The following is a 22,288-nucleotide window of genomic DNA, read 5'->3' on the forward strand; positions in this document are numbered from 1 at the left end:
GGAGATTGAGGAGGAGGCTGGACGATGGGGACAGGTGGGTGTGCGGGAGCGTGCCGGGTGTCTTCAGCGTTGGCTTTGGAAAGAAATGGAAATTAAAGAGACATTTAAGCGCAAATATAGGAGACAAAAATATACAAAAATAAACATTTACGGCTCTCGCCTAAACAACCCATCCCCTTGCCGCGCTACAAGGTGATCTCCAGACAATTCCCTTCCGGATCGAGCAGACAGCTTTCGAAATAGCCGTCGCCAGTCAGCCTGGGCGGTGACAGCAGCTCGCAGCCGGCAGCGGCCAACCGTTCGGTCAGCCGTTCGACTTCAAGCGCCGTCCCGGCAGAGAAAGCCAGATGGGCTAGACCACGTCGTTCTGCCTGCATCGGGGCGTCGGCCCGGTCGGGCCGGTGCATCAGTTCGAGCCGGGCGCCATCATCGAAATACAGGAAGTAGGAGGAAAAGCCGGTCTTGTCGTTGTGGTAGCGCGTACTGGCGGCGCCTCGGAAATGACGGCAGTAGAAATCCTTCATGGCTTCGAGGTCGGCAACCCAGACGGCGACGTGTTCGATACGCATGGCAAGTGGTCATACCGGAAATGATGCAGCTTATCATGCCATGTTTTGCATGTTTGTGCGTGATTTATCCGGTATGTGTCGGTTGGTGAGTGGAAAAACGCACAGTCAGGCGAAAAGCTGCAAGGGCGGCTATACTGGCAGTCATGTTTGCCGAGGAGCGCCGTCAACATATCCTCGCTGCCCTGACGCGAGACGGCCGCGTCGAAGTGGCGGCGCTGGCCGAGCGTTTTGCCGTGTCGGAAGATACGGTCAGACGCGATCTCAACACCCTGGCCGAGCAGGGTTTTCTGCAAAAGACCCACGGCGGTGCGGTCGCGCTGGCCACTGCACGCATGGACTGGCAGTCGCGCCGCTCGGTACTGACCGAGGCCAAGGCCAGAATCGGCACGGCGGCGGCCGAACTGGTCGAGCCGCACCAGACCTTATTCGTCGATGCCGGCTTGACCACTCTGGAATTCGTGCGGGCGCTGCAAGTGCGGCCGCTGCGCATCGTCACCAATTCGCTCGATGTGGCACAGGTGCTGGCCGACGACGGTGAAGTGCAACTGGTGCTGAGCGGCGGCGAATGGTTCGGCCGCGAACGCCATCTGAGCGGTCCGGCAGCCCTGGCGACCGTACGGGCACACCGGGCCGATCTGGCGATCCTGGGTGCCTGCGCCGTTCACCCCACCCTTGGCGTCACCGCCACCCATCCCGGCGACGCCGAAGTAAAACGCGCCATGTTCGACGGTGCCGCCCGCCGTGTCCTGCTGGCCGACCGAGGCAAATTCGACCAGGTCGCACCCAACTTCGTGGCCAGGCTCGATGCGTTCGACCTGCTGATTACCGATGCCCCACCGCCTGATCTTGGACCGGCGGCGCCGTCGGTGAAGTTGGCAGAGTGAGCCGTCTGAAATGAAAAAGCCGACCTCGGGGTCGGCTTTTCTGGTTTCCCGCGCTATCAGCCTTCGCTGCGCACCGGATTGAGGTAGATCTCCACCCGGCGATTCCGTGCCCGGCCGCTTTCGCTGCGGTTGTCGGCGATCGGTTCCTTTTCGCCGCGACCGGTGGCCATCAGCCGCTCGGGTGCCACGCTGCGGTTGGCCAGATAGGCTTCGACCGCTTCGGCGCGCTTGAACGACAGTTCGCGGTTGACCTGGTCGGCGCCCTGGTCGTCGGTGTGGCCGAGGATGGTGATCTGGGTCTTGCCGTAGGTGTTGACGCTCTTGGCAATCTTGTCGAGCGTGCCGTAGAAGCCCGGTTTGATCGCCCAGGAGCCGCTGTCGAAGGCAGTTGCGGCCGTCATGGTGACCTTGATCGAATGGTCGGCGCGCTTATCGATCTGGATATTGCCGGCACCGACTTCGGGAGCCAGTACCCGGGCCAGATCACGGGCCTGGTTATCCATATAGCTGCCGATGGCGGCGCCGGCGAGGCCGCCGCCCACGGCACCGATCAGCGCGCCCTTGCCACGGTTCTTGTGGTTGATCGCCGCTCCCAGCACCGCACCACCGACCGCGCCGATCACGGCACCCTTCTCGGCCTTGGTGGCCGGGCGGCTGCGGCCGTATTCGTCGGTAGCGCAACCCGCCAGTTGCAGTGCGATCAGCGTCAGTATCAGGCCCTGTCGTTTCATGCCAATGTCCTTATGGAAAGTCGCCGCGATTGTGGAACAAGCCTGCTGACAGCGGCAAGCCGAACTCAGCTATAAATGCTGTTTTGATCTAAGGAATTTTCTGTAAATTACTTATCGATCTATTTGGCCGGCCCGTACACTGCGTCAACTCCCAGCCTTCGAGGTAGAACGATATGCGCCGCTCCCGTCTGGCCGCCCTGTTGGCGGTTGCCCTGTTACCTGCCGCCGCGTGGGCCAATTCCCTGCTCAATGTGTCCTACGACCCGACCCGTGAGCTGTACCAGGACGTGAACAAGGCATTTGCCCAGCACTGGAAGCAGCGCACCGGACAAGAAGTCGCCATCCGCCAATCGCACGGTGGCTCGGGCAAGCAGGCGCGCTCGGTGATCGACGGTCTGGAGGCCGATGTGGTGACGCTGGCGCTTGCTTACGATATCGATGAGCTGGCCGAACGGGCCAAGCTGCTGCCGCGCGACTGGCAAAAGCGGCTGCCGCATAACAGCTCGCCCTATACCTCGACCATCGTGTTCCTGGTCAGAAAAGGCAATCCGAAGCAGATCCGCGACTGGGCCGACCTGGTGCGGCCGGGCGTGCAGGTGATCACGCCCAACCCCAAGACCTCGGGTGGGGCACGCTGGAACTACCTGGCCGCCTGGGGTTGGGCGCTGAAACAGCCAGGCGCCACCGAGCAGAAGGCGCGCGATTATGTGAGTCGGGTGTACCGCAATGTGCGGGTGCTCGACACGGGCGCCCGGGCCTCGACCGTCACCTTTGTCGAGCGCGGCATCGGCGATGTGCTGATCGCCTGGGAAAACGAAGCGTTGTTGTCTATTAAAGAACTCGGACCCGACAAGTTCGATATCGTCGTTCCGTCGTGGTCCATCCTGGCCGAACCGCCGGTTGCCGTGGTCGATCGCGTGGTCGATAAAAAAGGCACACGCAAACTCGCCACGGCCTATCTGGAATTCCTGTACAGCTCGCAAGGCCAGGAACTCGCGGCACAGAACTACTACCGTCCGATCGACCCGCGGATTGCGGAAAAATACGCCCGCCAATTCCCGACCTTGAAACTCTTTACGGTCGATGAACTGTTCGGCGGCTGGAAAAACGCCCAGAAGACCCATTTCAGCGACGGCGGCCATTTCGACCAGATCTATCAACCGGGCAAGTGACCGCCCCTGTCAGGAGGATAAGCAGATGACTTTGCGCCTAGGCGATATTGCGCCCGACTTCACCCAGGAATCGACCGAGGGACCGATCCGCTTTCACGAGTGGGCTGGCTCCAACTGGGTGATCCTGTTCTCGCACCCGGCCGATTTCACCCCGGTCTGCACCACCGAACTGGGCCTGACCGCCAAGCTCAAGGACGAACTGGCCAAGCGTAATGCCAAGGCGCTGGCGGTATCGGTCGATACGCTCGATTCCCACCATAAATGGGTCGGCGATATCGAAGAAACCCAGGGTGTGCGGCTCAACTTCCCGATCCTGGCCGATCCGGATCGCAAGGTAGCCACGCTGTACGACATGATCCACCCCAATTCGCTGGCCAATCTGACTGTGCGGACCGTGTTCATCATCGATCCCGACAAGAAGATCCGCACCACCCTGACCTATCCGGCCAGCACCGGGCGCAATTTCAACGAACTGCTGCGGGTGCTCGACTCGCTGCAACTGACTGATGAACACAAGGTGGCAACGCCGGGCAACTGGCAGGACGGCGACGAGGTGGTGATCGTGCCGAGCCTGACCGACGAAGCCGAGATCAAGCGCCGCTTTCCCAAGGGCTATCGGGCGCTGCGGCCCTATCTGCGGCTGACACCGCAGCCCAACAAATAAGCGGGGCATCGGGATTGGGGATGAAAGACGCTGCCCGGCTCTGCCGGGCTTTTTTGCCGGAATGGAACGGTTGATGGGCTTTGACCGCGACTGGCTCACTTCCCGGCTGAGTTCGCTGCCGCGCGAAGCGGTGGCAGGGTTTCCGCTGGCCTGTGTCGAGGGTGGCGTCGCCGGCCGTTTCTTCAAATGCGAACTGCGCGCCCGTTTCGAACCGGTCCGGCTGGGTACCGAAACCCTCACGCTCGGCGCCATCGTGGCGCGCGGTCCGGGCGGCATCACTTTCCCGACCGAGCGGCTGTTCCGGCTCGCCAGCGGCGAAGACGGCCTGTTGCGGCTCGACCGGCTATGCCGGCTGATCCAGGCGCTCGACCATTTCGTGGTGCTGGGCCGGCAGGATACGCTGGCGCTCGATATCCATCCCCGTCTGTTCGATTACGTCAAAAGCGGCCATGGCCAGGCGTTTACCCGTCTGTTGCGCCATTTCGAACTGGAGCCGGAACAGTTTCTGTTGATCCTGCCCGACCAGGTCTGGAGCGAGTCGCAGGAATCGCCGGTACTGGTCAATTACCGCAGCTTGGGCTTTCGGATCGAGCCGCGCAGCCGGATCGAACGCTTGTGAGTCGTGGCCGGGCTTATATATCCGGATAGCCTTAAACCTTCGATTAAATATTCTTTATAGGGCTAAGCCGCCACGGCTATTCTGGCTGCCATTGTTTTGATTCGCGGAGTCCCGTCCATGTCTGGTCTGTCCCGTTTCGCGCTTGTCGGCCTTGCCGCCTGGTCGGTCAGCGGCTTTGCCGCCACTGAACTGCTCAACGTCTCCTATGACGTGATGCGCGACTTCTATAAGGATCTCAATCCGGCCTTCGTCAAGCAGTACAAGGCAAAGACCGGTCAGGACGTGACCATCCAGCAATCGCACGGCGGCTCGGGCAAACAGGCGCGGGCGGTGATCGATGGCCTGGCGGCCGATGTGATCACCATGAATATGCCGCCTGATATCGATGCCCTGCATGACCGGGCCAAGTTGATCCCGGAAAACTGGAACACCCGCCTGCCCAACAACAGCCTGCCTTTCACCAGCCTGCAAGTGCTGATCGTCCGCAAGGGCAATCCCAAGCAGATCAAGGACTGGGGCGACCTGACCCGTTCGGGCGTCCAGGTGATCATGCCCAACCCCAAGGTCACCGGTAATGGCCGCTACAGCTATCTGGCCGCCTGGGGCTGGGCCTTGAAGCAGCCCGGCGGCAGCGAGCAGAAGGCGCGCGATTTCGTCGGCGCACTGCTGCGCAATGTGCCGGTGCTCGACTCGGGTGGCCGCGCCGCCACCACCACCTTTATGCAGCGTGGCATCGGCGATGTGCTGCTGACCTTTGAAAACGAAGCCGAAATGATTGCGCGCGAATTCGGGCGCGGTCAGTTCGATGTCGTCTATCCCTCGCTGTCGATCCGGGCCGAGCCGCCCGTGACCGTGGTCGACAAGGTGGTCGACAAGAAGGGCAGCCGCAGGGTGGCCGAGGATTACCTCAAATTCCTCTGGACCGCCGAAGCCCAGGAAATCGCCGCCCAGAACTATCTGCGTCCGCATGACCCGACGGTGCTGAAGAAATACGCTGCCCAATTCCCGGCCGTGCCGCTGTTCACCGTCGATGACACCTTTGGCGGCTGGCGCCGTGCCCAGAAGACCCACTTCGAAGATGGCGGCGTATTCGACCAGCTCTATCTGAAAAAATAGACTGCAAGCCAGAGGCTGGATAACTTTTATTCCAAAATGAATAAATGCCTTATTTAGCCTTGCAGTGATTTTTCTTATTATTTTAATTTTCGCCGCGACAATTCCCCGCCATGCGTCTCAAACAAGCGAGCGTCCTGCCAGGCTTCGGTCTGGCGCTGGGCTACACCCTGCTCTATCTCGGGCTGGTGGTATTGCTGCCCCTGTCGGCCCTGGTGGTGAAGACCGCGAGCCTCAGCCTGGCCGAGTTCTGGGAGGTGGTCAGTGCCGAGCGGGTGGTTGCCGCCTACAAGCTGACTTTCGGCGCCAGTCTTATCGCAGCGCTGATCAATCTGGTGGCGGGTTTTCTGGTGGCCTGGGTGCTGACCCGTTATGACTTTCCGGGCCGGCGGCTGATCGATGCGCTGGTCGATCTGCCGTTTGCGCTGCCTACCGCGGTGGCCGGTATTGCGCTGACCACGCTGTATGCCCCGAACGGCTGGGTCGGTGCTGCGCTGGCGCCCTTGGGACTCAAGGTGGCGTTTACGCCGCTTGGTGTCGTGGTCGCGCTGACCTTTATCGGCCTGCCGTTTGTGGTCCGTACCGTGCAGCCGGTGCTACAGGATATGGAGGCCGAGCTCGAAGAGGCTGCCGCCTGTCTCGGTGCCGGTCGCTGGCAGACCTTCAGCAAGGTGATCCTGCCGGCGGTGGTGCCTGCGCTGATCACCGGTTTCACGCTGGCATTTGCCAGGGCGATCGGTGAGTACGGTTCGGTGATCTTTATCGCCGGCAATATCCCGCTCGAATCGGAGATCGTGCCGCTGATCATCATCGGCAAGCTCGAACAGTACGACTATGTCGGTGCCACGGCGGTGGCACTGGTGATGTTGCTGATGTCGTTTGCCATGATCCTGCTGATCAATCTGGTGCAATGGTGGCATGGTCGCCGCCACGGCATGCGCAAGTGAGGCCGCCATGCATCGTGCTTCCCCCGTCTCCCGTTCGATCAGCACCACGGAAACCCGCTGGGTACGCTGGACGCTGCTGATCGCCGCGCTGGGTTTTCTGGCCTTCTTCCTGCTGCTGCCGCTGGTTGCGGTGTTTGCCGAAGCCTTTCGCAAGGGCGGCGAGCTGTATTTCGAGGCATTGCGCGACCCCGACGCCCGCTCGGCGATCGAATTGACCCTGATCGTCAGCGCGATCTCGCTGCCGCTCAATCTGGTCTTCGGGGTAGCGGCGGCCTGGGCAATTGCCAAATTCGAGTTCCGGGGCAAGAGCCTGCTGGTGACGCTGATCGATCTGCCGTTCTCGGTGAGTCCTGTCGTCGCCGGCCTGATCTATGTGCTGCTGTTCGGTGCCCAGGGCTGGTTCGGGCCATGGCTGTCGGCGCACGATTTCAAAGTGATCTTTGCCGTGCCCGGCATGGTGCTCGCGACCATTTTCGTGACTTTCCCGTTTGTGGCGCGCGAATTGATTCCGCTGATGGAAGCACAGGGCAGCGACGAGGAGCAGGCGGCGCTGGTGCTGGGCGCAAGCGGCTGGCAGACCTTCTGGCGGGTCACGCTGCCCAATATCAAGTGGGGTCTGCTCTACGGGGTGATTCTGTGCAATGCCCGGGCGATGGGCGAATTCGGCGCGGTGTCGGTGGTATCGGGCCATATCCGCGGCCAGACCAATACGGTGCCCCTGCATGTGGAGATTCTCTACAACGAGTACAACTTCGTCGCCGCCTTTGCCTGCGCCTCGATCCTGGCCCTGCTGGCCCTGGTGACGCTGGCGCTCAAGACCCTGGTGGAAACCCGGCTGGCGCGTGAACAGGACGCGGCGCTCCAAGCGGCCTGATTTTTCCTCGACGATCCATTTATCTAGCGACTGAAGCGGACAGGACCATGAGCATCTCGATCGACGGCATCGCCAAGCGTTTCGGCCAGTTTGTGGCGCTCGACAATATCCAGCTCGAACTGCCCAGCGGCGAGCTGACTGCACTGCTTGGCCCGTCTGGCTGCGGCAAGACCACGCTGCTGCGCATCATTGCCGGTCTGGAAACGCCCGATAGCGGGCGCATCCTGTTCCAGGGCGAGGATGCTACTGATGTCGATGTGCGTGAGCGTCAGGTCGGCTTCGTGTTTCAGCACTACGCCCTGTTCCGCCATATGTCGGTGTTCGAGAACGTGGCGTTCGGCCTTCGCGTCCGGCCCCGCAAGACCCGCCCGCCCGAGGCCGAGATTCGGCGCCGGGTTCATCAACTGCTGGAGCTGGTCCAGCTCGATTGGCTGGCCGATCGTTATCCGGCCCAACTATCGGGCGGCCAACGCCAGCGGATCGCCCTGGCCCGTGCCTTGGCGGTGGAGCCGAAAGTCCTGCTGCTCGATGAGCCGTTCGGTGCGCTCGACACCCAGGTACGCAAGGAATTGCGGCGCTGGCTGCGCCGTCTGCACGATGAAGTCCATGTCACCTCGGTGTTCGTGACCCATGATCAGGAAGAGGCGCTCGAAGTGGCCGACCGGGTGGTGGTGATGAACAAGGGACGGATCGAGCAGATGGGAACGCCCGATGCGGTGTACGACAATCCGGCCACCCCATTTGTCTACCAGTTCCTGGGCGATGTGAACCTGTTCCACAGCCGGGTTCATGGCGGCTTTGCCCAGGTGGGCGAACATAGCAGTCCGGATGGGGCGGTAGCCTATGTGCGGCCGCATGACATCGAGCTGCTGCGCGAGCCGGCCGGCAGCACGCTGGCGGTGGTGGTCGATCATGTACGTGCCATCGGCCCGGTAGTGCGGCTCGATATGCGGCTCGACAACGGCGACCCGGTCGAGGCGGAACTGAGCCGCGAGGCTTACGCCGCCCAGGCATTCAAGGCCGGCGAGCGGGTGTTTATTCGGCCCAGGCAGGCTAAGGTGTTTGCGGACGATTATTCGATCTGAATCACACCCGTAGGGAAAGACAGACCGCCGCTCCTTGCTGAAGGAAGCGGCGTTTTTTGTCTGGCATTGCAGGCATTTATTGCTGAGGTGCGGGCACAAAAAGTTTAGCTCTTCTGGCTGTCCTGTATCACTTCCTGTCTAAGTTTTTCAAAATCCGGTTGGTTGTGAAGCCGGAGGTTGTTGACAGTGTTTATAAATGGCAAAAGCTTTGGCTTTGTCGATCTTTGCGTTGCTGCTATATCGATATTCTTTGTCAGATCAAATCCTGATTAATAATCTTCTTGCGAATATTCGATTTCCAGCTATTTCAGCTGGTAACAGTGTCGGAAAATCGATGATTTCTTGTCTTGGCTTATCTTTCTGTTGCCGTCTTTGGAGATATACCCCTGATGCATGCAGGCTTTGGCCATTTTATGCTCCGCAAACCCCAATGACAGGGAAGTTGCTTCAATGGCTGACTGAGGGGGTAAAAAGGCTGAAAACTATTTTTGTGAGAGCATTTCTAACTTGCCCGAATCACGGATAACGAATCGATATTGTCTCGGCCCAATAATCACGGTGGTTGTGCATATCCCATGAAGTGGTATGCAGTTGATGTTTTTGTAGATAATGTTCTCGGTATTGGTTTCGATGTTTTTTTGTTTGAGAAGGTCGGGTAGATTTTTCTTTAGTGATTTAATGGATCTTGCTTCGTATACGTTATTTCCGATATTAAATCCAATAACGGCAATGGTCAGATGAAATAGCAAGGCTGCGACTGATCCGGCAAGGATCTTTTTTTTCTTCCCGAAGCAAGATAAAAGCAGAAGAAAAAACAAGGCAATCAGCAGCCCTATCAGCAAGGAGGCTTGCTTGCTGCCAACCCCAATGGAATAAGAAAAAAAAGAAACTGGTGCAATCAAGAGAAAATGGAAAAGAAATTTTTTCTTTTTAAGAAGGATTTTTCTGTCCATGATGTACCTGGTTTCGGCTTTGTTCGCCGGTTGGGGTGCAGATGTTAAATTGCAGTAACTTAAGGGGCTGAAATCCAGTGAATTTCATTGGGGGTTGCTTGGAAATTCCCTGGATCATGAGCATCTGACTCTGGGGTGTTTGGTTGATTAGGTATTTGCGAAGAACATCAGCCACATAAGAATTCCTCTTGATGGGGAAATGTATTGGAAAGCTCAAGTTCTTGCAAATACGAGAGTCGGCAACAAAGTCGGATTGAATAAGCGTTTGAGATGAATTTATTTTTTTGCTTTGGGCTCAGCATTGCTTTGTGGGGGCTTGGTGCAAGCCATTTGCTGGCACTCTATAATGACCGAGCGTGCCCATGCCACACAATTCTTTCCCCATAAAAGGCTATAGTCATGTCTCACGTCGTCATTATTGTTGGAGTCGGGGATGTTGACAGAGCGGGCTACACAGCTTTCATATTTCTTTTGGTCGCACCGCGGTTCGGTGTCAACATCCATCTTTTTACATTGAGCACCAGATTTCCGTCCTGAATCATTCATGATTGCGCCATCCCGATCTATTCCAATAGCACCTATTAGTGTATTGGTGGGCTGAAGTCCTGCACATTTATCATTGAGGCAGACAAATTTGTGGATGCCGTCGGCGCAATATTCAACACTTAATCCCTTTGGGTCGGAATGCAGTGGAGAATTATTAAGGGCGTACGCATAAGTATTCCACCCACCATTTAATCCTATTGGGTCTGACTCCAAATAGCGTCCAGTTTGCGAATCGTAGTTCCGGAAGTAGTTGTAATTCAGCCCACTTTCACTATCGAAATACTGCCCCGGGAACCGCAGGTGATAGACGAACTTCCTCTTGTCGCCATCCACATCTTCATTGGCCGCGCCCTGGCCAAACGCATCGGATTCCCATCGCCACAGCGTCTTGTTGCTACTCGGCTCGCTCACTGCGCGTGGGCTGCCTAGGTGGTCGGGGTGGACGTAATACACCACGGTTTTCTTGGCGTCGGTGGGGTCGGGGCGGATGGTCGCTACCGGCAGGTTACCGAGCCAGACCGTCTCCTGAATCAACGAACCATCGGTCTTGTACTCACCCAGCAAACGGCCGGCTTCGTCGAAGACAAAACGTGTGCCTGTCTTGATGACACGCTGTCCCAGGGCGTTATAGGCGTACTGATAGGTCGTACCGCCCACCGTGGCACGGATCATCCGCTCGGCGCTGTCGTACTGAAAGGTCTTGGCGCCATCGCTCAACAGGTGACCTGTAGTGGCGTAGGTGCGCGCCTGGCTGGCAACACTCGTCAGCTTGTTGCTGGCTGCATCGATGGCGTAGGGGGTAGCGGCGCCGTTGCGGCTCATCAGCGTGCGGTTGCCGTTGGCGTCGTACTGGTAGCTGTCATTGCGGCCGGCTGACATTTCCGAGATCAGTCGATCAAGATCGTCGTAGCCGAAGTCCTGGTTACGGGTCTTGTCGAGCAGATCGTCGATCTTATCCACATTGCCGGCTGCGTCGAAGGTCAGCAGCTTGGCAATGATGCCGGCCGATTCGATCCGGTACAGCCGCTCGGCTTTGTCGAAGAGCCGAGTGTGATGGAGACCATTGGCCCAGCTCCAGCCCTGTGGTGCACCGTTGGGATGGTAGGCGACCGTGGTCAGCAGCGGTTTGCCGTCGAGGGTGATACCGACGATCTGGCCGTTCTTGAGCTGATAGTCGATCTTGCGGCCCGATGGGGTAGTCAGACCGGACAACTGGTCATCGGCTGCCCAGCGGTAGGCAATGCTATGGGTCAAGGTACCCAGAATCTGAGTCTTGGTCGTGATATGGCCTTCGGCATCATAGACATAGCGCGTGGTGGCGTTCGGGTCCTTGATTTCTGAGAGCCGATTCTTGGCATCCCAGACAAAACTCCACTTCGGGCCAGCGGCATGGCTCTGCTCGACCAATCGGCCGGCGGCGTCGTAACGATAGCTGACCGTCTGGCCCGCCGCGTTGGTGCGGCTGAACAGCCTGCCGTCGGCATCGTAGCTGGCACTCCCTGCGCCTGTGTCGGGACTGGACCGCTTCAGGGTTTCATTGAAGGCATTGACTTCGTAACGGGTCGTGAGACCGCGCGCATCGGTGACGCTGATCAGACGATCCAGGGAGTCGTAGTCGTAACGCTCGACCTTGGTATCCGGTCGGGTCACTTGGGTGGTGCGCCCCAGCACGTCATAGCCGTATCGGGTGATGCGGCCTTGGGGATCGGTGGTGGCCGTGATCCGGCCCGAGGCATCAGGCTGGTATCGGGTGGTCTGACCGGCACCGTTCGTGGCTGAGATGAGATTGCCGCGACCGTCATAGCTGAAGGTCTGGCTGGAAACGACTTCCGCCTGCGTGAGCGGGCCCAAAGCTGCCAGGACGGCGAGGGTGAGGCACTTGAATGAGTTCATTAATCAAAATTCCTGAAAATCCTCTGCCACAAATATAGCGATACAGAGAAATAAATTAATAAGAAGTGATATTGCTTATTCGCTATCGTCCTGAGGGGCGGCCGGACTCATCTCGGCCAGTGCGGCGTCGGAGGCCGTGCGCAACCGGCCCTTCGGGTCGGAAGTGTCGATCCGGGTCACGCGGCTCATGGCGTCGTACTGATAGTCGAGCCGGTTGCCGGCGCTGTCATTGACCTGGACCAGACGGTGTGCCGCGTCGTACTGCCAACTCATCCAGCTGCCATCGGGGCGGGTCTGCCTGGTCGGCTGGCCTGCCTTGTCATACTCGTAATGGGTGGTCTGGCTGCCAACGGTCTGGCTCTGTAGACGGCCGCGACTATCGTAGAGGCGCGTGGTGATGACGCCCTCGGGACCGACGATCCGGCGTGCGCGGCCGTTGGGGTCGTAGTCGCTGAACTGGGTCGACAGATTGCCCGGGCGGGTGATGCTCGACAGATTGCCGGCTGCGTCATAGGCATAGCTGGTCTTTGCACCGCTCGGATCGATCTGGGTGGAGAGCAGACCGTTGGCCGTCCAGGTGTAGCGCCAAGTACGCGACTGGTTGCGGAGGGTATCGGTAACGGTACGTTGGCTGACACGGCCGTTTTCATAGACAAAGTCGGTGCGGCGGCCTGGTTCGTCGATACGGGTCGGCTGATGCAGCGAGGCATGCCATTGATAGTGGCGGGTGCGTGCCTGCGGGGTACCGAGAGCCTCGACCTGCTGCTGCGGCAGACGGCGAGCATCGTAGCTGGTGGATTGGATCGCGCCGGCGCTGTCGACCATACGTGTCATCCGTCCTTCGGCGTCGTACTCGAACTTCTCGTTGGAAGTCGGGCAGTTGGTGCATTCGATCCGGCGCTCGGTCGGCAACACGCGGCCTTTGACCGTTTGCAGGCTGGCAGTGGTTTTGGCGCCCGTGGCACTGGTGTAACTGACCTGGTTGGCGGAGCCATAGCTCACACTGACCTTTTCCACTCCCTTCGCGTGTTCGGAGGTGAGGGCACGGCCTTTGTCGTCGTAGCTCCAGGTGGCAAAGCGCTGTCCGTTTTCGTCGGTGATACCGGTCAGCGCCTGAGGGTGGCGGCTGTCTTCATAGTGGTAGCGGCGAGTGGTCTGATCGGGATAGACCACGGCAGCAAGACGGCTCTGGGCATCGTACTGATAGCCGACCACGCTGCCCGCCGGGTCGGTGATGCTGTCGAGGCGGTTCTGGGCGTTGTAGGCGAATATCAGCCGGTGGCCGAACTGATCGCTGATGGCGGTGACGCGACCTTTGGCATCGAGCGCTGTGGTCAGGAGGTAGCCATCGCGCAGCCGGATCGACAGCAGACGGCCTTCCGAGTCGTAACGCTCGACCGTATCGTTGGGCGTGGTCAATTGCCAGCCGCTGCCGTCCTTGGCGAGGGTGTAGCCAAGGCCGGCATGGTCGCTGCCGCTGTCGGCCGTGAACGGAATCAGACGACCACTGGCGCGGCGAATCTGCCGTGGCGGCTTGGCGGCGGGAATCGCACAGACGCTGACAGGGGTTTCAGGCGACGTCAGCTTGAGCGTGTCACAGTCGATCAGATTGGGGTCGGCTGCCGCGCTGATGCCGGGCGTGCCGCCACTGCCGGAGGTGTTGATCAGGAGGCGCTGTGAGAATGGCATGGTCCAGCCGCCATCGAGGCTGTTGTAATGACGTTCGACGCGCAGGCGGTTGCTGCCGGCCCCCATATAGTCGGTTTCGACCTGATATTTGTTGCCGGTGGCGGGTTGGATCGGGTTGCCGCATTGCAGCGTCACATCCTGGCTGTTCGGGTCTTCCTCCTGAAAGCAGGTGCCGAAATTCACCGGGTCCGGGCCGTTCGGGCCACCGACTGGTGCGCACTTGGCCTTGTCGCCTTTGAAGTACAACATGCCCGCGATCGTCGTCGGATTGGGGCCGGCGCCGTTGAGCGTACCTTTGTAATTGTTGTGAAGCACCACGATATGAGAACCGCACACGTTGCGATACAGGCGCTTCATATTGGGTTGGCTCATCACTGCCTGAGCGGCGGCCTCAGGCGTGCTCTCTGCCGACGTTGTGATCAAGGCAACGATCTGGCCGCCCACGCATTGCAGCAGCGCTTGCTCGTAGTAGAAACTGCCGTCGTTGAAGCGGTCCGAGGTCGCGGAGACCTCGATGCCGATCTGGGTGACGCCGCCCTTGGGGTCACAGGTGCCGGCCTGAGCCAGACCGATTGCTCCGGCTGCCGATAAGGATTGAGCAATAAGCGAGTAACGGATGGGAAATTTCATAAATTCTCTGCAAGAAAAATCAGAATAAATAAGCGCCGTCCTCTGCCTTGCCGAAGAGGTGGAATGTCCATCTTGCCTCCTCGGCCCCTTTCCCAAGACAAACTGATGAGGAAAGCAGGAAGCCGGCAGCGTTGCCAACCGACACACCTGTCAGCAGCAAGATGAGTATCCTTGATATGAGAATGTCATTTAATGCGGGAAGTCCATGATATGAATAATGTATAAAAGCAATGATTTCCCGAATTGGTCAGTCAGGTCAGCCGATAATTTCTTAAAAATTATCATTTTGGAATATTGTTGTTTGATGGTTGGGGGATTTTCTCCCTTATCCCCATTTTTCTCTTCATTGCACGATGTCTGGTTTCCGCTCGCTTCGGATTGCAGAAGGAACCTACGTCTGCCTCAGCTCTCCATCGTTTCCTGACGACTTGCTCTCCCTATCGAGGAGCCGCGGTCTATTCACCCAAAGGACGCCTGCTATGACTTCTCTGAAATCTCGCCTTCTACCTTGGCTATGCCTTGGCATGTTGGCGCTGTCTTCGCCTTCCTGGGCCGAACCCCTCGGTTCTGCCAAGCTCGACAAAGTGCGTGACGGTGCCGCCGGCTGGCAGATCGATCGTTTCGAGGCCGAAGGTTTTTCGTTTGAATTGATGCGGCGGCCGGGCCAGCAGCCTGTCCATCAGGCGCAGCCCAATGGCCGTGAGCAGTGGGGGTTTCTCGATGTCGAATCGGGGTCGATTGTTTCGGTGACGCGCTATCCCAACGGCGATCCGGCCAAGCTGCTGCGTGACGCCAGCAGCGTAGACAACCCACAGGCCATGCGGCTGCGCGAGAAGCGCGACGATCCACTGACGCTGGGCGGGCGGCGGGTCGCCGGCAAGAGGACCACGGTGGATGTGCTCACACCAGGCGCCGAGGAGACCCGGGTGCAGCGCACCCTGGTGATTCCGGTCAAGAAGACCGTCTACGTGGTGTCGGTGTCCTACCGGGATAGCGAGTCGGCGCTGGGTGACCAACTGGTCGATACGATTGCCCGGCAGTTCAGGTTCAGCGGTAAATAGGGCATGCCGCTCTTCTATAGCCGTCCCTTTACATGGCGTCCAAGCCCGTCAGATCGCCAAGGTGCGTTGGGATGACGCACCCTTGCGGTCGACTTCCCTACGGTTCCCACTGGAGGCCGGTCCAAGCGAGCCGGCGATAGGGGACGCCCGGAGGCTTGACCGGAGCCGCTGCTTTTCTTGATGGCCGACGCCCCATACCAATGAAAAACCCCAGCACAGGCTGGGGTTCTGAGGGGCCCGACGCTCAATAGCGTGCCTGGAGGGCCTGACTCATAAAGCTCTCCAGACTGCCGAGCGGACTGATATTGCGGCCGTCGTAGAAGTAGACCGTGCGGCCGTCGCTGCCGATGGCGGTATTGCTGCTCGGGTAGTAGCGCGCATAGTAGGGCGCAAACATTGCCGAGCGCTCGTCGCCGGCCGGCTTCAGCACGCCGGCGGCAATCATCTCGCCCCAGGTGAACAGACGGTCTTCGTTGAAGCGCGGCACATAGCCGCCGATCCAGTCGAAGTAGTTGGCGAGCTTGGTGTAGACGCCGTAGTTGGTGGCACAGGTGCCGCCGAAGCTGACGACGCCGATCTGGCGCCAATCCTTGCCCTGCTTGACGAACAGCGGACCGCCGCTGTCGCCCTGGCAGGTGTCCTTGGGCTGATTGGTATAGCCCGCGCACAGCATATTGTCGGTGACTGGGTAGCCGGCACTGCGGCAGGTGGCGGCATCGACCAGCGGCAGATCGACCTGGCGGGTCTCGTCCGAGCCCGAGGCGGCGATCAGGATGGTCCAGGCCATCTGCTCCAGCGTGATGCCGCGGCGCTTCAGCCCATTGACGATCTCGCCAAGCGAGGTGCTGGCCTGGACCGAACCGCCCTGGCGCTTATACAGCGCCACCAGCTCGGCATAGCCGATGCCCTGACGTGGGTCGCGGCTGCCGTTGGCGCTCAGCATCACCCCGACGATCTCCACCGGGTCGGGATTGTCGGTCTCGATTTCCTTGAGACAGGCGGAAAACTGCTGATAGCAATCGGTGCGCGGCCGGTAGCGGTCCATCAGGAAACCGGTGGGCGAGGCCAGGCCGCCATGGCCGGCAGTGCGGGCCATGGTGCCGGCCGGCGGCATTTCGGCCAGGGCGCCCAGCTTGGAAACCGGCACCGAGGTAATCGGGGTGGCCAGCTCGACCAGGGCGATATCGTGGTCGGTATTGGGATCTTTGCCGTCGTAGCCCGGGTGCGGAATGATCCGCTTGATCGCCACCCGCTGACCGCCGCTGCCGCTCAGGCGGTGACGGCCAATCGTCACGGTCAGGCTGTCGCTCTCATCGGTCTCGCCGAAGCAGTGGGCAGCGGTCAGCACCCAGGACGGGTGGATCAGGCTGCCGCCGCAGCGGTGGGCATCGTAGGCATTGCCGACGTTCTTGCTGCCCAGCGAGATCAGCCAGGGGTAAGCGTTATTGGGCGACTCTTCACCATTGACGATGCTGAAATCGTTGGCCTGAGCCGGGCACAGCGCACCGGCCACCAGCAGCGCCGCCAGACGGCGCAAGGGGAATGACTGCATGGAATTCCTCAATGATCCAGGCAGTCCGCGCAGAACGCGGACCGTGGTTGAACAAGGTAGGACTCCGGCGGTCCGCTTGGCCGCCGAAGGACGCGCAGACTCGCATGCTGCGCGTGAATCCGAGCTGAACGGCTCAGTAACGGTCCTTGACCGCCATATTCAGGAAGCCGTCGAGCGCGCCGAGCGGCAGGATAGTGCGACCGTCGTAGAAATAGACCGTCTTGCCGTCACTGCCGATGGCGGTATTGCTGTTGGGGTAGAGGCGGGCGTAATAGGGGCCGACCATCACGGAGCGTTCATTGCCACCCGGTTTCAGAATCGAGCGAGCGGCGTTCTCACCCCAGGCGAACAGCCGGTCTTCGTTGAAACGCGGCACATGGCTGCCGATCCAGTCAACATAGTTGGCGAGCTTGGTATAGACGCCGTAGGTGGTGGCGCAGGTCGCGCCAAAGCTGACGATGCCGATCTGGCGCCAGTCATTGCCGTGCCGGACGAACAGCGGGCCGCCGCTGTCGCCCTGACAGGTGTCCTTGGGCTGATTGATATAGCCCGCGCACAGCATATTGTCGCTGGGGGAATAGCCGGCGCTGCGGCAGGTGGCGTTATCGACCAGCGGCAAGGTCACTTCATGCAGGGCGTCGGAGCCGATGGCAGCGTTGCGGATGGTCCGGACCATCTCAAGCAGTGTCACCTTCTTGGTTTCGAGTGCGGCGACCAGCGCCTCCACGCTCATCGAGGCGGTCGGCGTACCGCCGCGCTGGCGCAGCAGGGTCAGTAGCTCGGCGTAGCCGATGCCCAGGCGGCGGTCGGCGCTGCCGTTGGCGCTCAACATCACATCGATCATCTGGGCCGTGGTGACGCCTTGCTGCTCGATTTCGGCCAGACAGGCCGCGAGTCCGCTATAGCAATCGCCCACGGGCTGATAACGGTCAATCAGAAAATCGAGCGGAGCGGCCAATCCGCCATGGCCGATGGCCCGAGCGTCTGTGCCGGGGGCGGGCAGCTCGGCCAGCGAGCCTAGCTTGGCCACCGGTACGCCTTGGATCGGCTCGGCCAGCTCGACCAGGGCAATATCGTGGTCGTTATTGTCGAACTGGGGATGGCGGATCAGCCGTTTGACCGCCACCCGCACTCCCTCATTGCTGCGCAGCCGATGCCGACCCACCGTCACCGACAGGCTGCCTGCCTCGTCGTCGCTGTCGAAACAGTGGGCAGCGGTCAACACCCAGGACGGATGGATCAGACTGCCGCCGCAACTGTGGGCATCGTAGGCATCGCTAATATGCTTGACGCCGATCGATGCAAACCACGGATAGCTGTTGCGGGCCACCTCTTCACCATTGACGATGCTGAAGTCGTTGGCCTGGGCCGGCCACAGACTGGTGCCGAACACCAGTGCCGTCAGGGAGCGCGAAAGCAATGACATACCGATTTCCTCGAAGACTCGTTATTAGAGTGAAAACTGTGCGATAGCTCACGCCAGACGCAACGACGCCGGCCTTGCGGGCCGGCGTCGTCGGGAACATGACGATGGCGTATCTTACTTCTTCATTGCTTCGACTTGAATCGCGATCTTCACTTCATCACCGATAAACGGCAGATAGGTCTTCATACCCCATTCGCTGCGCTTGATGGTGGTGGTGACATCACCGCCGCAGACGTACTTCTGGTCAGCGCCACGCACCCCGCACTTCATCGGCTCGATCTTCAGGGTGACTGGCTTGGTGACGCCCAGCATGGTCAGGCTGCCGCTGGCTTCGACCGGATTCTCGCCGTCGAACTTGAATTCCTGCGCCTTGAAGGTCAGGGTCGGGTGCTTCTCGACATTGAAGAAATCGGGCTTGCGCAGATGCTCATCGCGCTTGGCGTAGCCGGTTTCGATCGAAGTGGCCTTGATGGTGGCTTCGATCGAGCCGGTCTTGGCGGCGCGGTCGAGCGTGAGCTTGCCTTCGGTTTCCTTGAACATGCCGCGCTGCGGCGAGAAGCCCAGATGGCTGATCTCGAACGACGGGTAGGTATGGGTCGAATCGAGTTCGAAGGTTTCGGGCGCGGCCAGGGCCGACAGCGACAGGGTAGCGGCCAGGGCGGCGATCAGTTTGCGTTGCATTGTGGCTAACTCCATGGGGGGTAAGAGTGCTGGAGGGCGACCGGCCGGCACAGGGCGCCGGGGGCTGCCGGTCGCATTCCGGCTGGGTTTAACGTGGGACGAACAGTTTGAATTTCACCTGGACCTGGTCGGCCACGGCGCCGACATCGGCCCACTCGCCTTCGCCGACCTTATAGGCCAGCCGCGACAGGGGAAAGCTGCCTTCGAGCCAGTGGCCATTGCCTTCGGCCCGGGCGGTGAACGGCACGGTCAGATTGGCAGTGCGGCCCTTGAGACTGAACTGGCCAGTGGCCTGGAACTTGTTGCCACCGAGCGACTTGAAGCCGGCGGCGCTGAAGCTGGCGCGCGGAAAGCGCGACAGGTCGAACCATTCCTTGCTCTTGAGCGCTTCATTGGCATCGGGGCTGCCGGCATCGACGCTGGCGAGTTCGACGCTCAGGCTGACCTTGCCGGTTTCGGGCTTGGCCAGGTCAAAGCTGATATCGCCTGCCACCTTTTTGAAATGGCCTTCGACCGGCACATTCATCTGGGTAAAACCGAAACGGACCTGGCTCTTGGCCGGATCGACCGGCGCGGCATAGGCGGCCGACAGGCTCAGCAGCGCGGCAAGGGTAAGGGACTTCTTGGACAGCATGGCAACCTCGTGGTGGCAAAAGTTGAACGGCCTTACAGCATCCGCTTGAGGATGTCGTCACGGTCGATCAGATGATGTTTAAGCGCGGCAGCGGCATGGCCCAGTGCCAGCGCGATCAGTACCCAGGCGCCCAGTTCGTGCAGGGTGCGCAGTTGGGCGGCCAGTTCCTGGTTGGTGCTGACCAGGTCGGGCAGACGCAGCAGACCCAGATAGACCACCGGATAGCCCTTGGCCGAGGACATCAGCCAGCCACCGAGCGGTACGCCTATCATCAGCACATAGAGCAGGCCATGGGTGACGTGGGCCGCGCGCGCCTGCCAGGGCGGGGTATCGGCCGGCAGCGCCGGCGGCCGGTGGCGCAGGCGCCAGAGCAGCCGTAGCGCGACCAGCCCCAACACCGTGATGCCCACCCATTTGTGGTAATTGATCAGCTTGAGCTTCGCCAAGCCAAGCGGCATACCGTCAAAGGACAGTGCCAGCAGAAAGGCAGCGATGATGCTGAGCGCGCTGAGCCAATGCAGCAGCCGGGCAGGCAAGGTGTAGCGGACGCGGGCCATGGGAAGCTCCTTGGTTCTATCAATTTTTTCGTTTGATGGGAGGCATTATTTACCTGAGCTTTTCTTCCATAAAGCTGTTTTTTTTCAACTGGTCATTCATGTATTTTGATGAAAATTGGCGCCGGCAAGCGGCGGCTGGCTGCTGTCAGCGCCGCCCCAGCGCAAGCGGTCTTCAGTAAAATAGACACTTTGTTCGGCGCCGTCGTCGGGACAGGCCCGTCGGCGCCGCAGCTTCTTATAGGGTTGAGCATCCATGATCATCGGCATCGATCTCGGTACTACCAACAGTCTGGTGGCGGTATGGCGCGACGGTCGCGCGGAAATGATTCCCAACGCGCTCGGCCATCATCTGACCCCGTCGGTGGTCGGCCTCGACGACAACGGCGACGTGCTGGTCGGCCTCGCCGCCCGCGAACGCCTGATCACCCATCCACATCTGACGGCGGCAGTCTTCAAACGCTATATGGGCTCGGACCGGGTCACCCGGCTCGGCCGGCGCGATTTCCGCCCCGAAGAGCTGTCGGCCCTGGTGCTCAAATCGCTCAAGCTCGATGCCGAGCGCTATCTGGGCGAACCGGTCGAGGAGGCGGTGATCACCGTTCCCGCCTACTTCAGCGACGCCCAGCGCAAAGCCACCAAGATCGCCGGTCAACTGGCCGGGCTGCGGGTCGAGCGTCTGGTCAACGAACCGACTGCCGCCGCGCTGGCCTATGGCCTGCACCAATCCGAACCGGAAAGCCGTTTCCTGGTCTTTGACCTCGGCGGCGGCACCTTCGACATCTCGATCCTGGAATTGTTCGAAGGTGTGATGGAAGTTCGTGCTTCGGCCGGCGACAACTTCCTCGGCGGCGAGGATTTCACCGAAGCCCTGATCGACGGCTTTATCGACGCCGTCGGTCGCCCACGCGGCCTCAGCGACAAGGCTGCCACCCCCGCCCTCTATCAAGCCCTGCGCAAGCAGGCCGAACAGGCCAAGCGGGCGCTGTCGTCCAATCAGGAAGCCGAGATGCAGGTGCTGCACGACGGCCAGACCCTGAGCTGGCAGATCAACGACGCCGCCTTCCAACGGCTGACCGAGCCGCTGTTGAAGCGTCTGCGCGAACCGATCGAGCGGGCGCTGCGCGATGCGCGGCTCAAGGCCATCGATCTCGACCAGATCGTTCTGGCGGGCGGCGCCACCCGCAAGCCGCTGGTGCGTAAGCTGGTGGCCAAGCTGTTTGGCCGGATGCCGGCGATGAATATCAATCCCGACGAAGTGGTGGCGATGGGGGCGGCGGTGATGGCCGGCCTCAAATCGCGCGACGAGTCGCTCAATGAAGTAGTGATGACCGATGTCTGCCCCTATACCCTCGGTGTCGAGGTGTCGGAGCAGATCGCCCCCAACCGCTTCCAGGCGGGCTTTTTCCTGCCTATCATCGAGCGCAACTCGGTCGTGCCGATTTCACGCGAGCAGACCGTCAACACCATCCAGGACCGCCAGCAGGCCCTGCATGTCCGGGTGTTCCAGGGCGAGAGCCGCCAGGTCAAGGACAATATCTTTCTGGGCGAACTGACCATCCCGGTGCCGCCCAAGCCTGCCGGCGAGATCAGCGTCACCATCCGCTTCACCTACGACGTCAACGGTCTGCTCGAAGCCGAAATGACGGTCGAGGACACCGGCGAAAAGCATCGCCTGGTGATCGAAGAAAACCCTGGCGTGCTGACGCCTGAAGAGATCGAACAGCGGCTGCGCGAACTGGCCCGGCTCAAGATCCACCCGCGCGAACATCTGCCCAACGCCACCTTGCTGGCCCGGGCCGACCGGCTGTATCAGCAGACGCTTGGCGAGGAGCGGCAGTGGATTTCCAGCGAAACCGCCCGCTTCCAGGCGGTGCTGGAAACCCAGGACGAGGAAAGAATCAGCGCGGCCCGCCAGGCGCTCAAGCAGCTGCTCGATGAGGTCGAAGGGGAGAGCTGGCTGTAAAGCCTGTCAGATCAAAATGTTAATAATTTTCTAAATTGAATATGT

General features: G+C 60.3%; 21 protein-coding genes. 10 read left to right on the forward strand and 11 right to left on the reverse strand.

Translation table 11 applies throughout. The features are described 5' to 3' along the window. Positions 1-185: 185 nt before the first annotated feature. Complete coding sequence (locus ACFOW7_RS16245) at positions 186-569, reverse strand: VOC family protein (RefSeq protein ID WP_378166207.1); 384 nt, start codon at positions 567-569, stop codon at positions 186-188. A gap of 143 nt (positions 570-712) precedes the next feature. On the opposite strand from ACFOW7_RS16245, the gene ACFOW7_RS16250 reads away from it, so the two are divergent. Continuing rightward, positions 713-1,453, forward strand: coding sequence for a DeoR/GlpR family DNA-binding transcription regulator (locus ACFOW7_RS16250; RefSeq protein ID WP_378166209.1), 741 nt, complete (start codon positions 713-715; stop codon positions 1,451-1,453). A gap of 56 nt (positions 1,454-1,509) precedes the next feature. Here the strand turns inward: ACFOW7_RS16250 and ACFOW7_RS16255 are convergent, their stop codons facing one another. Beyond that, the gene (locus ACFOW7_RS16255) at positions 1,510-2,184 is read right to left on the reverse strand and encodes an OmpA family protein (RefSeq protein WP_378166211.1); all 675 of its coding nucleotides are present in this window, start codon (positions 2,182-2,184) and stop codon (positions 1,510-1,512) included. 173 nt (positions 2,185-2,357) lie between these two features. On the opposite strand from ACFOW7_RS16255, the gene ACFOW7_RS16260 reads away from it, so the two are divergent. The 7 genes from ACFOW7_RS16260 (at position 2,358) to ACFOW7_RS16290 (ending at position 8,658) form a co-directional block, all read left to right on the forward strand. Beyond that, positions 2,358-3,356 (forward strand): sulfate ABC transporter substrate-binding protein, encoded by a 999-nt coding sequence (locus tag ACFOW7_RS16260; protein WP_378166213.1) that lies wholly within the window; start codon positions 2,358-2,360, stop codon positions 3,354-3,356. Positions 3,357-3,381: 25 nt separating this feature from the next. Further along, the gene (locus ACFOW7_RS16265) at positions 3,382-4,020 is read left to right on the forward strand and encodes a peroxiredoxin (RefSeq protein ID WP_378166215.1); all 639 of its coding nucleotides are present in this window, start codon (positions 3,382-3,384) and stop codon (positions 4,018-4,020) included. 61 nt (positions 4,021-4,081) lie between these two features. Further along, the gene (locus ACFOW7_RS16270; protein WP_378166217.1) at positions 4,082-4,639 is read left to right on the forward strand and encodes a hypothetical protein; all 558 of its coding nucleotides are present in this window, start codon (positions 4,082-4,084) and stop codon (positions 4,637-4,639) included. Positions 4,640-4,756: 117 nt separating this feature from the next. Beyond that, complete coding sequence (locus tag ACFOW7_RS16275; RefSeq protein ID WP_378166219.1) at positions 4,757-5,755, forward strand: sulfate ABC transporter substrate-binding protein; 999 nt, start codon at positions 4,757-4,759, stop codon at positions 5,753-5,755. 110 nt (positions 5,756-5,865) lie between these two features. Continuing rightward, on the forward strand, positions 5,866-6,699 hold the full coding sequence (gene cysT / locus ACFOW7_RS16280) for a sulfate ABC transporter permease subunit CysT (protein WP_378166222.1): 834 nt from the start codon (positions 5,866-5,868) through the stop codon (positions 6,697-6,699). Positions 6,700-6,706: 7 nt separating this feature from the next. Continuing rightward, positions 6,707-7,573 carry a sulfate ABC transporter permease subunit CysW gene (cysW, locus tag ACFOW7_RS16285; protein ID WP_378166224.1) on the forward strand — a complete coding sequence of 289 codons (867 nt, stop codon included), beginning with the start codon at positions 6,707-6,709 and terminating at the stop codon, positions 7,571-7,573. A 47-nt stretch (positions 7,574-7,620) separates the two neighbouring features. Beyond that, the gene (locus ACFOW7_RS16290; RefSeq protein WP_378166226.1) at positions 7,621-8,658 is read left to right on the forward strand and encodes a sulfate/molybdate ABC transporter ATP-binding protein; all 1,038 of its coding nucleotides are present in this window, start codon (positions 7,621-7,623) and stop codon (positions 8,656-8,658) included. A 482-nt stretch (positions 8,659-9,140) separates the two neighbouring features. On the opposite strand, the gene ACFOW7_RS16295 is transcribed toward ACFOW7_RS16290, so the two are convergent. The 3 genes from ACFOW7_RS16295 to ACFOW7_RS16305 form a co-directional block, all read right to left on the reverse strand. After that, positions 9,141-9,611 (reverse strand): hypothetical protein, encoded by a 471-nt coding sequence (locus ACFOW7_RS16295; RefSeq protein WP_378166228.1) that lies wholly within the window; start codon positions 9,609-9,611, stop codon positions 9,141-9,143. A gap of 276 nt (positions 9,612-9,887) precedes the next feature. Further along, positions 9,888-12,050 (reverse strand): RHS repeat-associated core domain-containing protein, encoded by a 2,163-nt coding sequence (locus ACFOW7_RS16300; RefSeq protein ID WP_378166230.1) that lies wholly within the window; start codon positions 12,048-12,050, stop codon positions 9,888-9,890. A 75-nt stretch (positions 12,051-12,125) separates the two neighbouring features. After that, positions 12,126-14,369: a DUF6531 domain-containing protein gene (locus ACFOW7_RS16305; protein WP_378166232.1), complete on the reverse strand. Its 2,244-nt coding sequence runs from the start codon at positions 14,367-14,369 to the stop codon at positions 12,126-12,128. Between the two features lie 524 nt (positions 14,370-14,893). On the opposite strand from ACFOW7_RS16305, the gene ACFOW7_RS16310 reads away from it, so the two are divergent. Then, on the forward strand, positions 14,894-15,430 hold the full coding sequence (locus tag ACFOW7_RS16310) for a hypothetical protein (protein ID WP_378166234.1): 537 nt from the start codon (positions 14,894-14,896) through the stop codon (positions 15,428-15,430). Positions 15,431-15,674: 244 nt separating this feature from the next. Here the strand turns inward: ACFOW7_RS16310 and ACFOW7_RS16315 are convergent, their stop codons facing one another. From ACFOW7_RS16315 to ACFOW7_RS16340, 6 genes are all read right to left on the reverse strand, one after another. After that, positions 15,675-16,982 carry a S1 family peptidase gene (locus ACFOW7_RS16315; protein ID WP_378166236.1) on the reverse strand — a complete coding sequence of 436 codons (1,308 nt, stop codon included), beginning with the start codon at positions 16,980-16,982 and terminating at the stop codon, positions 15,675-15,677. 133 nt (positions 16,983-17,115) lie between these two features. Then, positions 17,116-18,408: a S1 family peptidase gene (locus tag ACFOW7_RS16320; RefSeq protein ID WP_378166238.1), complete on the reverse strand. Its 1,293-nt coding sequence runs from the start codon at positions 18,406-18,408 to the stop codon at positions 17,116-17,118. A gap of 114 nt (positions 18,409-18,522) precedes the next feature. Further along, complete coding sequence (locus tag ACFOW7_RS16325; RefSeq protein ID WP_378166240.1) at positions 18,523-19,089, reverse strand: YceI family protein; 567 nt, start codon at positions 19,087-19,089, stop codon at positions 18,523-18,525. Between the two features lie 88 nt (positions 19,090-19,177). Continuing rightward, positions 19,178-19,723, reverse strand: coding sequence for a YceI family protein (locus ACFOW7_RS16330; RefSeq protein ID WP_378166242.1), 546 nt, complete (start codon positions 19,721-19,723; stop codon positions 19,178-19,180). Positions 19,724-19,755: 32 nt separating this feature from the next. Next, a complete protein-coding gene (locus ACFOW7_RS16335; protein ID WP_378166245.1) occupies positions 19,756-20,280 on the reverse strand; it encodes a cytochrome b in 525 nt (174 codons plus the stop codon). Positions 20,281-20,376: 96 nt separating this feature from the next. Next, positions 20,377-20,547, reverse strand: a complete 171-nt coding sequence (locus ACFOW7_RS16340) for a hypothetical protein (RefSeq protein ID WP_378166247.1) — start codon at positions 20,545-20,547, stop codon at positions 20,377-20,379. Here ACFOW7_RS16340 and ACFOW7_RS16345 point away from each other — a divergent pair. Next, a complete protein-coding gene (locus ACFOW7_RS16345) occupies positions 20,534-22,243 on the forward strand; it encodes an Hsp70 family protein (protein ID WP_378166250.1) in 1,710 nt (569 codons plus the stop codon). The two genes, ACFOW7_RS16340 and ACFOW7_RS16345, sit on opposite strands and share 14 nt — an antisense overlap. Positions 22,244-22,288: the final 45 nt, after the last annotated feature.

This window comes from Chitinimonas lacunae (assembly GCF_042650885.1).
In the GTDB taxonomy this organism is placed as follows: domain Bacteria; phylum Pseudomonadota; class Gammaproteobacteria; order Burkholderiales; family Chitinimonadaceae; genus Chitinimonas_A; species Chitinimonas_A lacunae.

Excerpts from the sequence above, each read along its gene's own strand:
- ACFOW7_RS16245 (WP_378166207.1), bottom strand. The coding sequence starts at position 569 with ATGCGTATCGAACACGTCGCCGTCTGGGTTGCCGACCTCGAAGCCATG.
- ACFOW7_RS16250 (WP_378166209.1), top strand. The coding sequence starts at position 713 with ATGTTTGCCGAGGAGCGCCGTCAACATATCCTCGCTGCCCTGACGCGA.
- ACFOW7_RS16255 (WP_378166211.1), bottom strand. The coding sequence starts at position 2,184 with ATGAAACGACAGGGCCTGATACTGACGCTGATCGCACTGCAACTGGCG.
- ACFOW7_RS16260 (WP_378166213.1), top strand. The coding sequence starts at position 2,358 with ATGCGCCGCTCCCGTCTGGCCGCCCTGTTGGCGGTTGCCCTGTTACCT.
- ACFOW7_RS16265 (WP_378166215.1), top strand. The coding sequence starts at position 3,382 with ATGACTTTGCGCCTAGGCGATATTGCGCCCGACTTCACCCAGGAATCG.
- ACFOW7_RS16270 (WP_378166217.1), top strand. The coding sequence starts at position 4,082 with ATGGAACGGTTGATGGGCTTTGACCGCGACTGGCTCACTTCCCGGCTG.
- ACFOW7_RS16275 (WP_378166219.1), top strand. The coding sequence starts at position 4,757 with ATGTCTGGTCTGTCCCGTTTCGCGCTTGTCGGCCTTGCCGCCTGGTCG.
- cysT (WP_378166222.1), top strand. The coding sequence starts at position 5,866 with ATGCGTCTCAAACAAGCGAGCGTCCTGCCAGGCTTCGGTCTGGCGCTG.
- cysW (WP_378166224.1), top strand. The coding sequence starts at position 6,707 with ATGCATCGTGCTTCCCCCGTCTCCCGTTCGATCAGCACCACGGAAACC.
- ACFOW7_RS16290 (WP_378166226.1), top strand. The coding sequence starts at position 7,621 with ATGAGCATCTCGATCGACGGCATCGCCAAGCGTTTCGGCCAGTTTGTG.
- ACFOW7_RS16295 (WP_378166228.1), bottom strand. The coding sequence starts at position 9,611 with ATGGACAGAAAAATCCTTCTTAAAAAGAAAAAATTTCTTTTCCATTTT.
- ACFOW7_RS16300 (WP_378166230.1), bottom strand. The coding sequence starts at position 12,050 with ATGAACTCATTCAAGTGCCTCACCCTCGCCGTCCTGGCAGCTTTGGGC.
- ACFOW7_RS16305 (WP_378166232.1), bottom strand. The coding sequence starts at position 14,369 with ATGAAATTTCCCATCCGTTACTCGCTTATTGCTCAATCCTTATCGGCA.
- ACFOW7_RS16310 (WP_378166234.1), top strand. The coding sequence starts at position 14,894 with ATGTTGGCGCTGTCTTCGCCTTCCTGGGCCGAACCCCTCGGTTCTGCC.
- ACFOW7_RS16315 (WP_378166236.1), bottom strand. The coding sequence starts at position 16,982 with ATGCAGTCATTCCCCTTGCGCCGTCTGGCGGCGCTGCTGGTGGCCGGT.
- ACFOW7_RS16320 (WP_378166238.1), bottom strand. The coding sequence starts at position 18,408 with ATGTCATTGCTTTCGCGCTCCCTGACGGCACTGGTGTTCGGCACCAGT.
- ACFOW7_RS16325 (WP_378166240.1), bottom strand. The coding sequence starts at position 19,089 with ATGCAACGCAAACTGATCGCCGCCCTGGCCGCTACCCTGTCGCTGTCG.
- ACFOW7_RS16330 (WP_378166242.1), bottom strand. The coding sequence starts at position 19,723 with ATGCTGTCCAAGAAGTCCCTTACCCTTGCCGCGCTGCTGAGCCTGTCG.
- ACFOW7_RS16335 (WP_378166245.1), bottom strand. The coding sequence starts at position 20,280 with ATGGCCCGCGTCCGCTACACCTTGCCTGCCCGGCTGCTGCATTGGCTC.
- ACFOW7_RS16345 (WP_378166250.1), top strand. The coding sequence starts at position 20,534 with ATGATCATCGGCATCGATCTCGGTACTACCAACAGTCTGGTGGCGGTA.
- ACFOW7_RS16340 (WP_378166247.1), bottom strand. The coding sequence starts at position 20,547 with ATGCCGATGATCATGGATGCTCAACCCTATAAGAAGCTGCGGCGCCGA.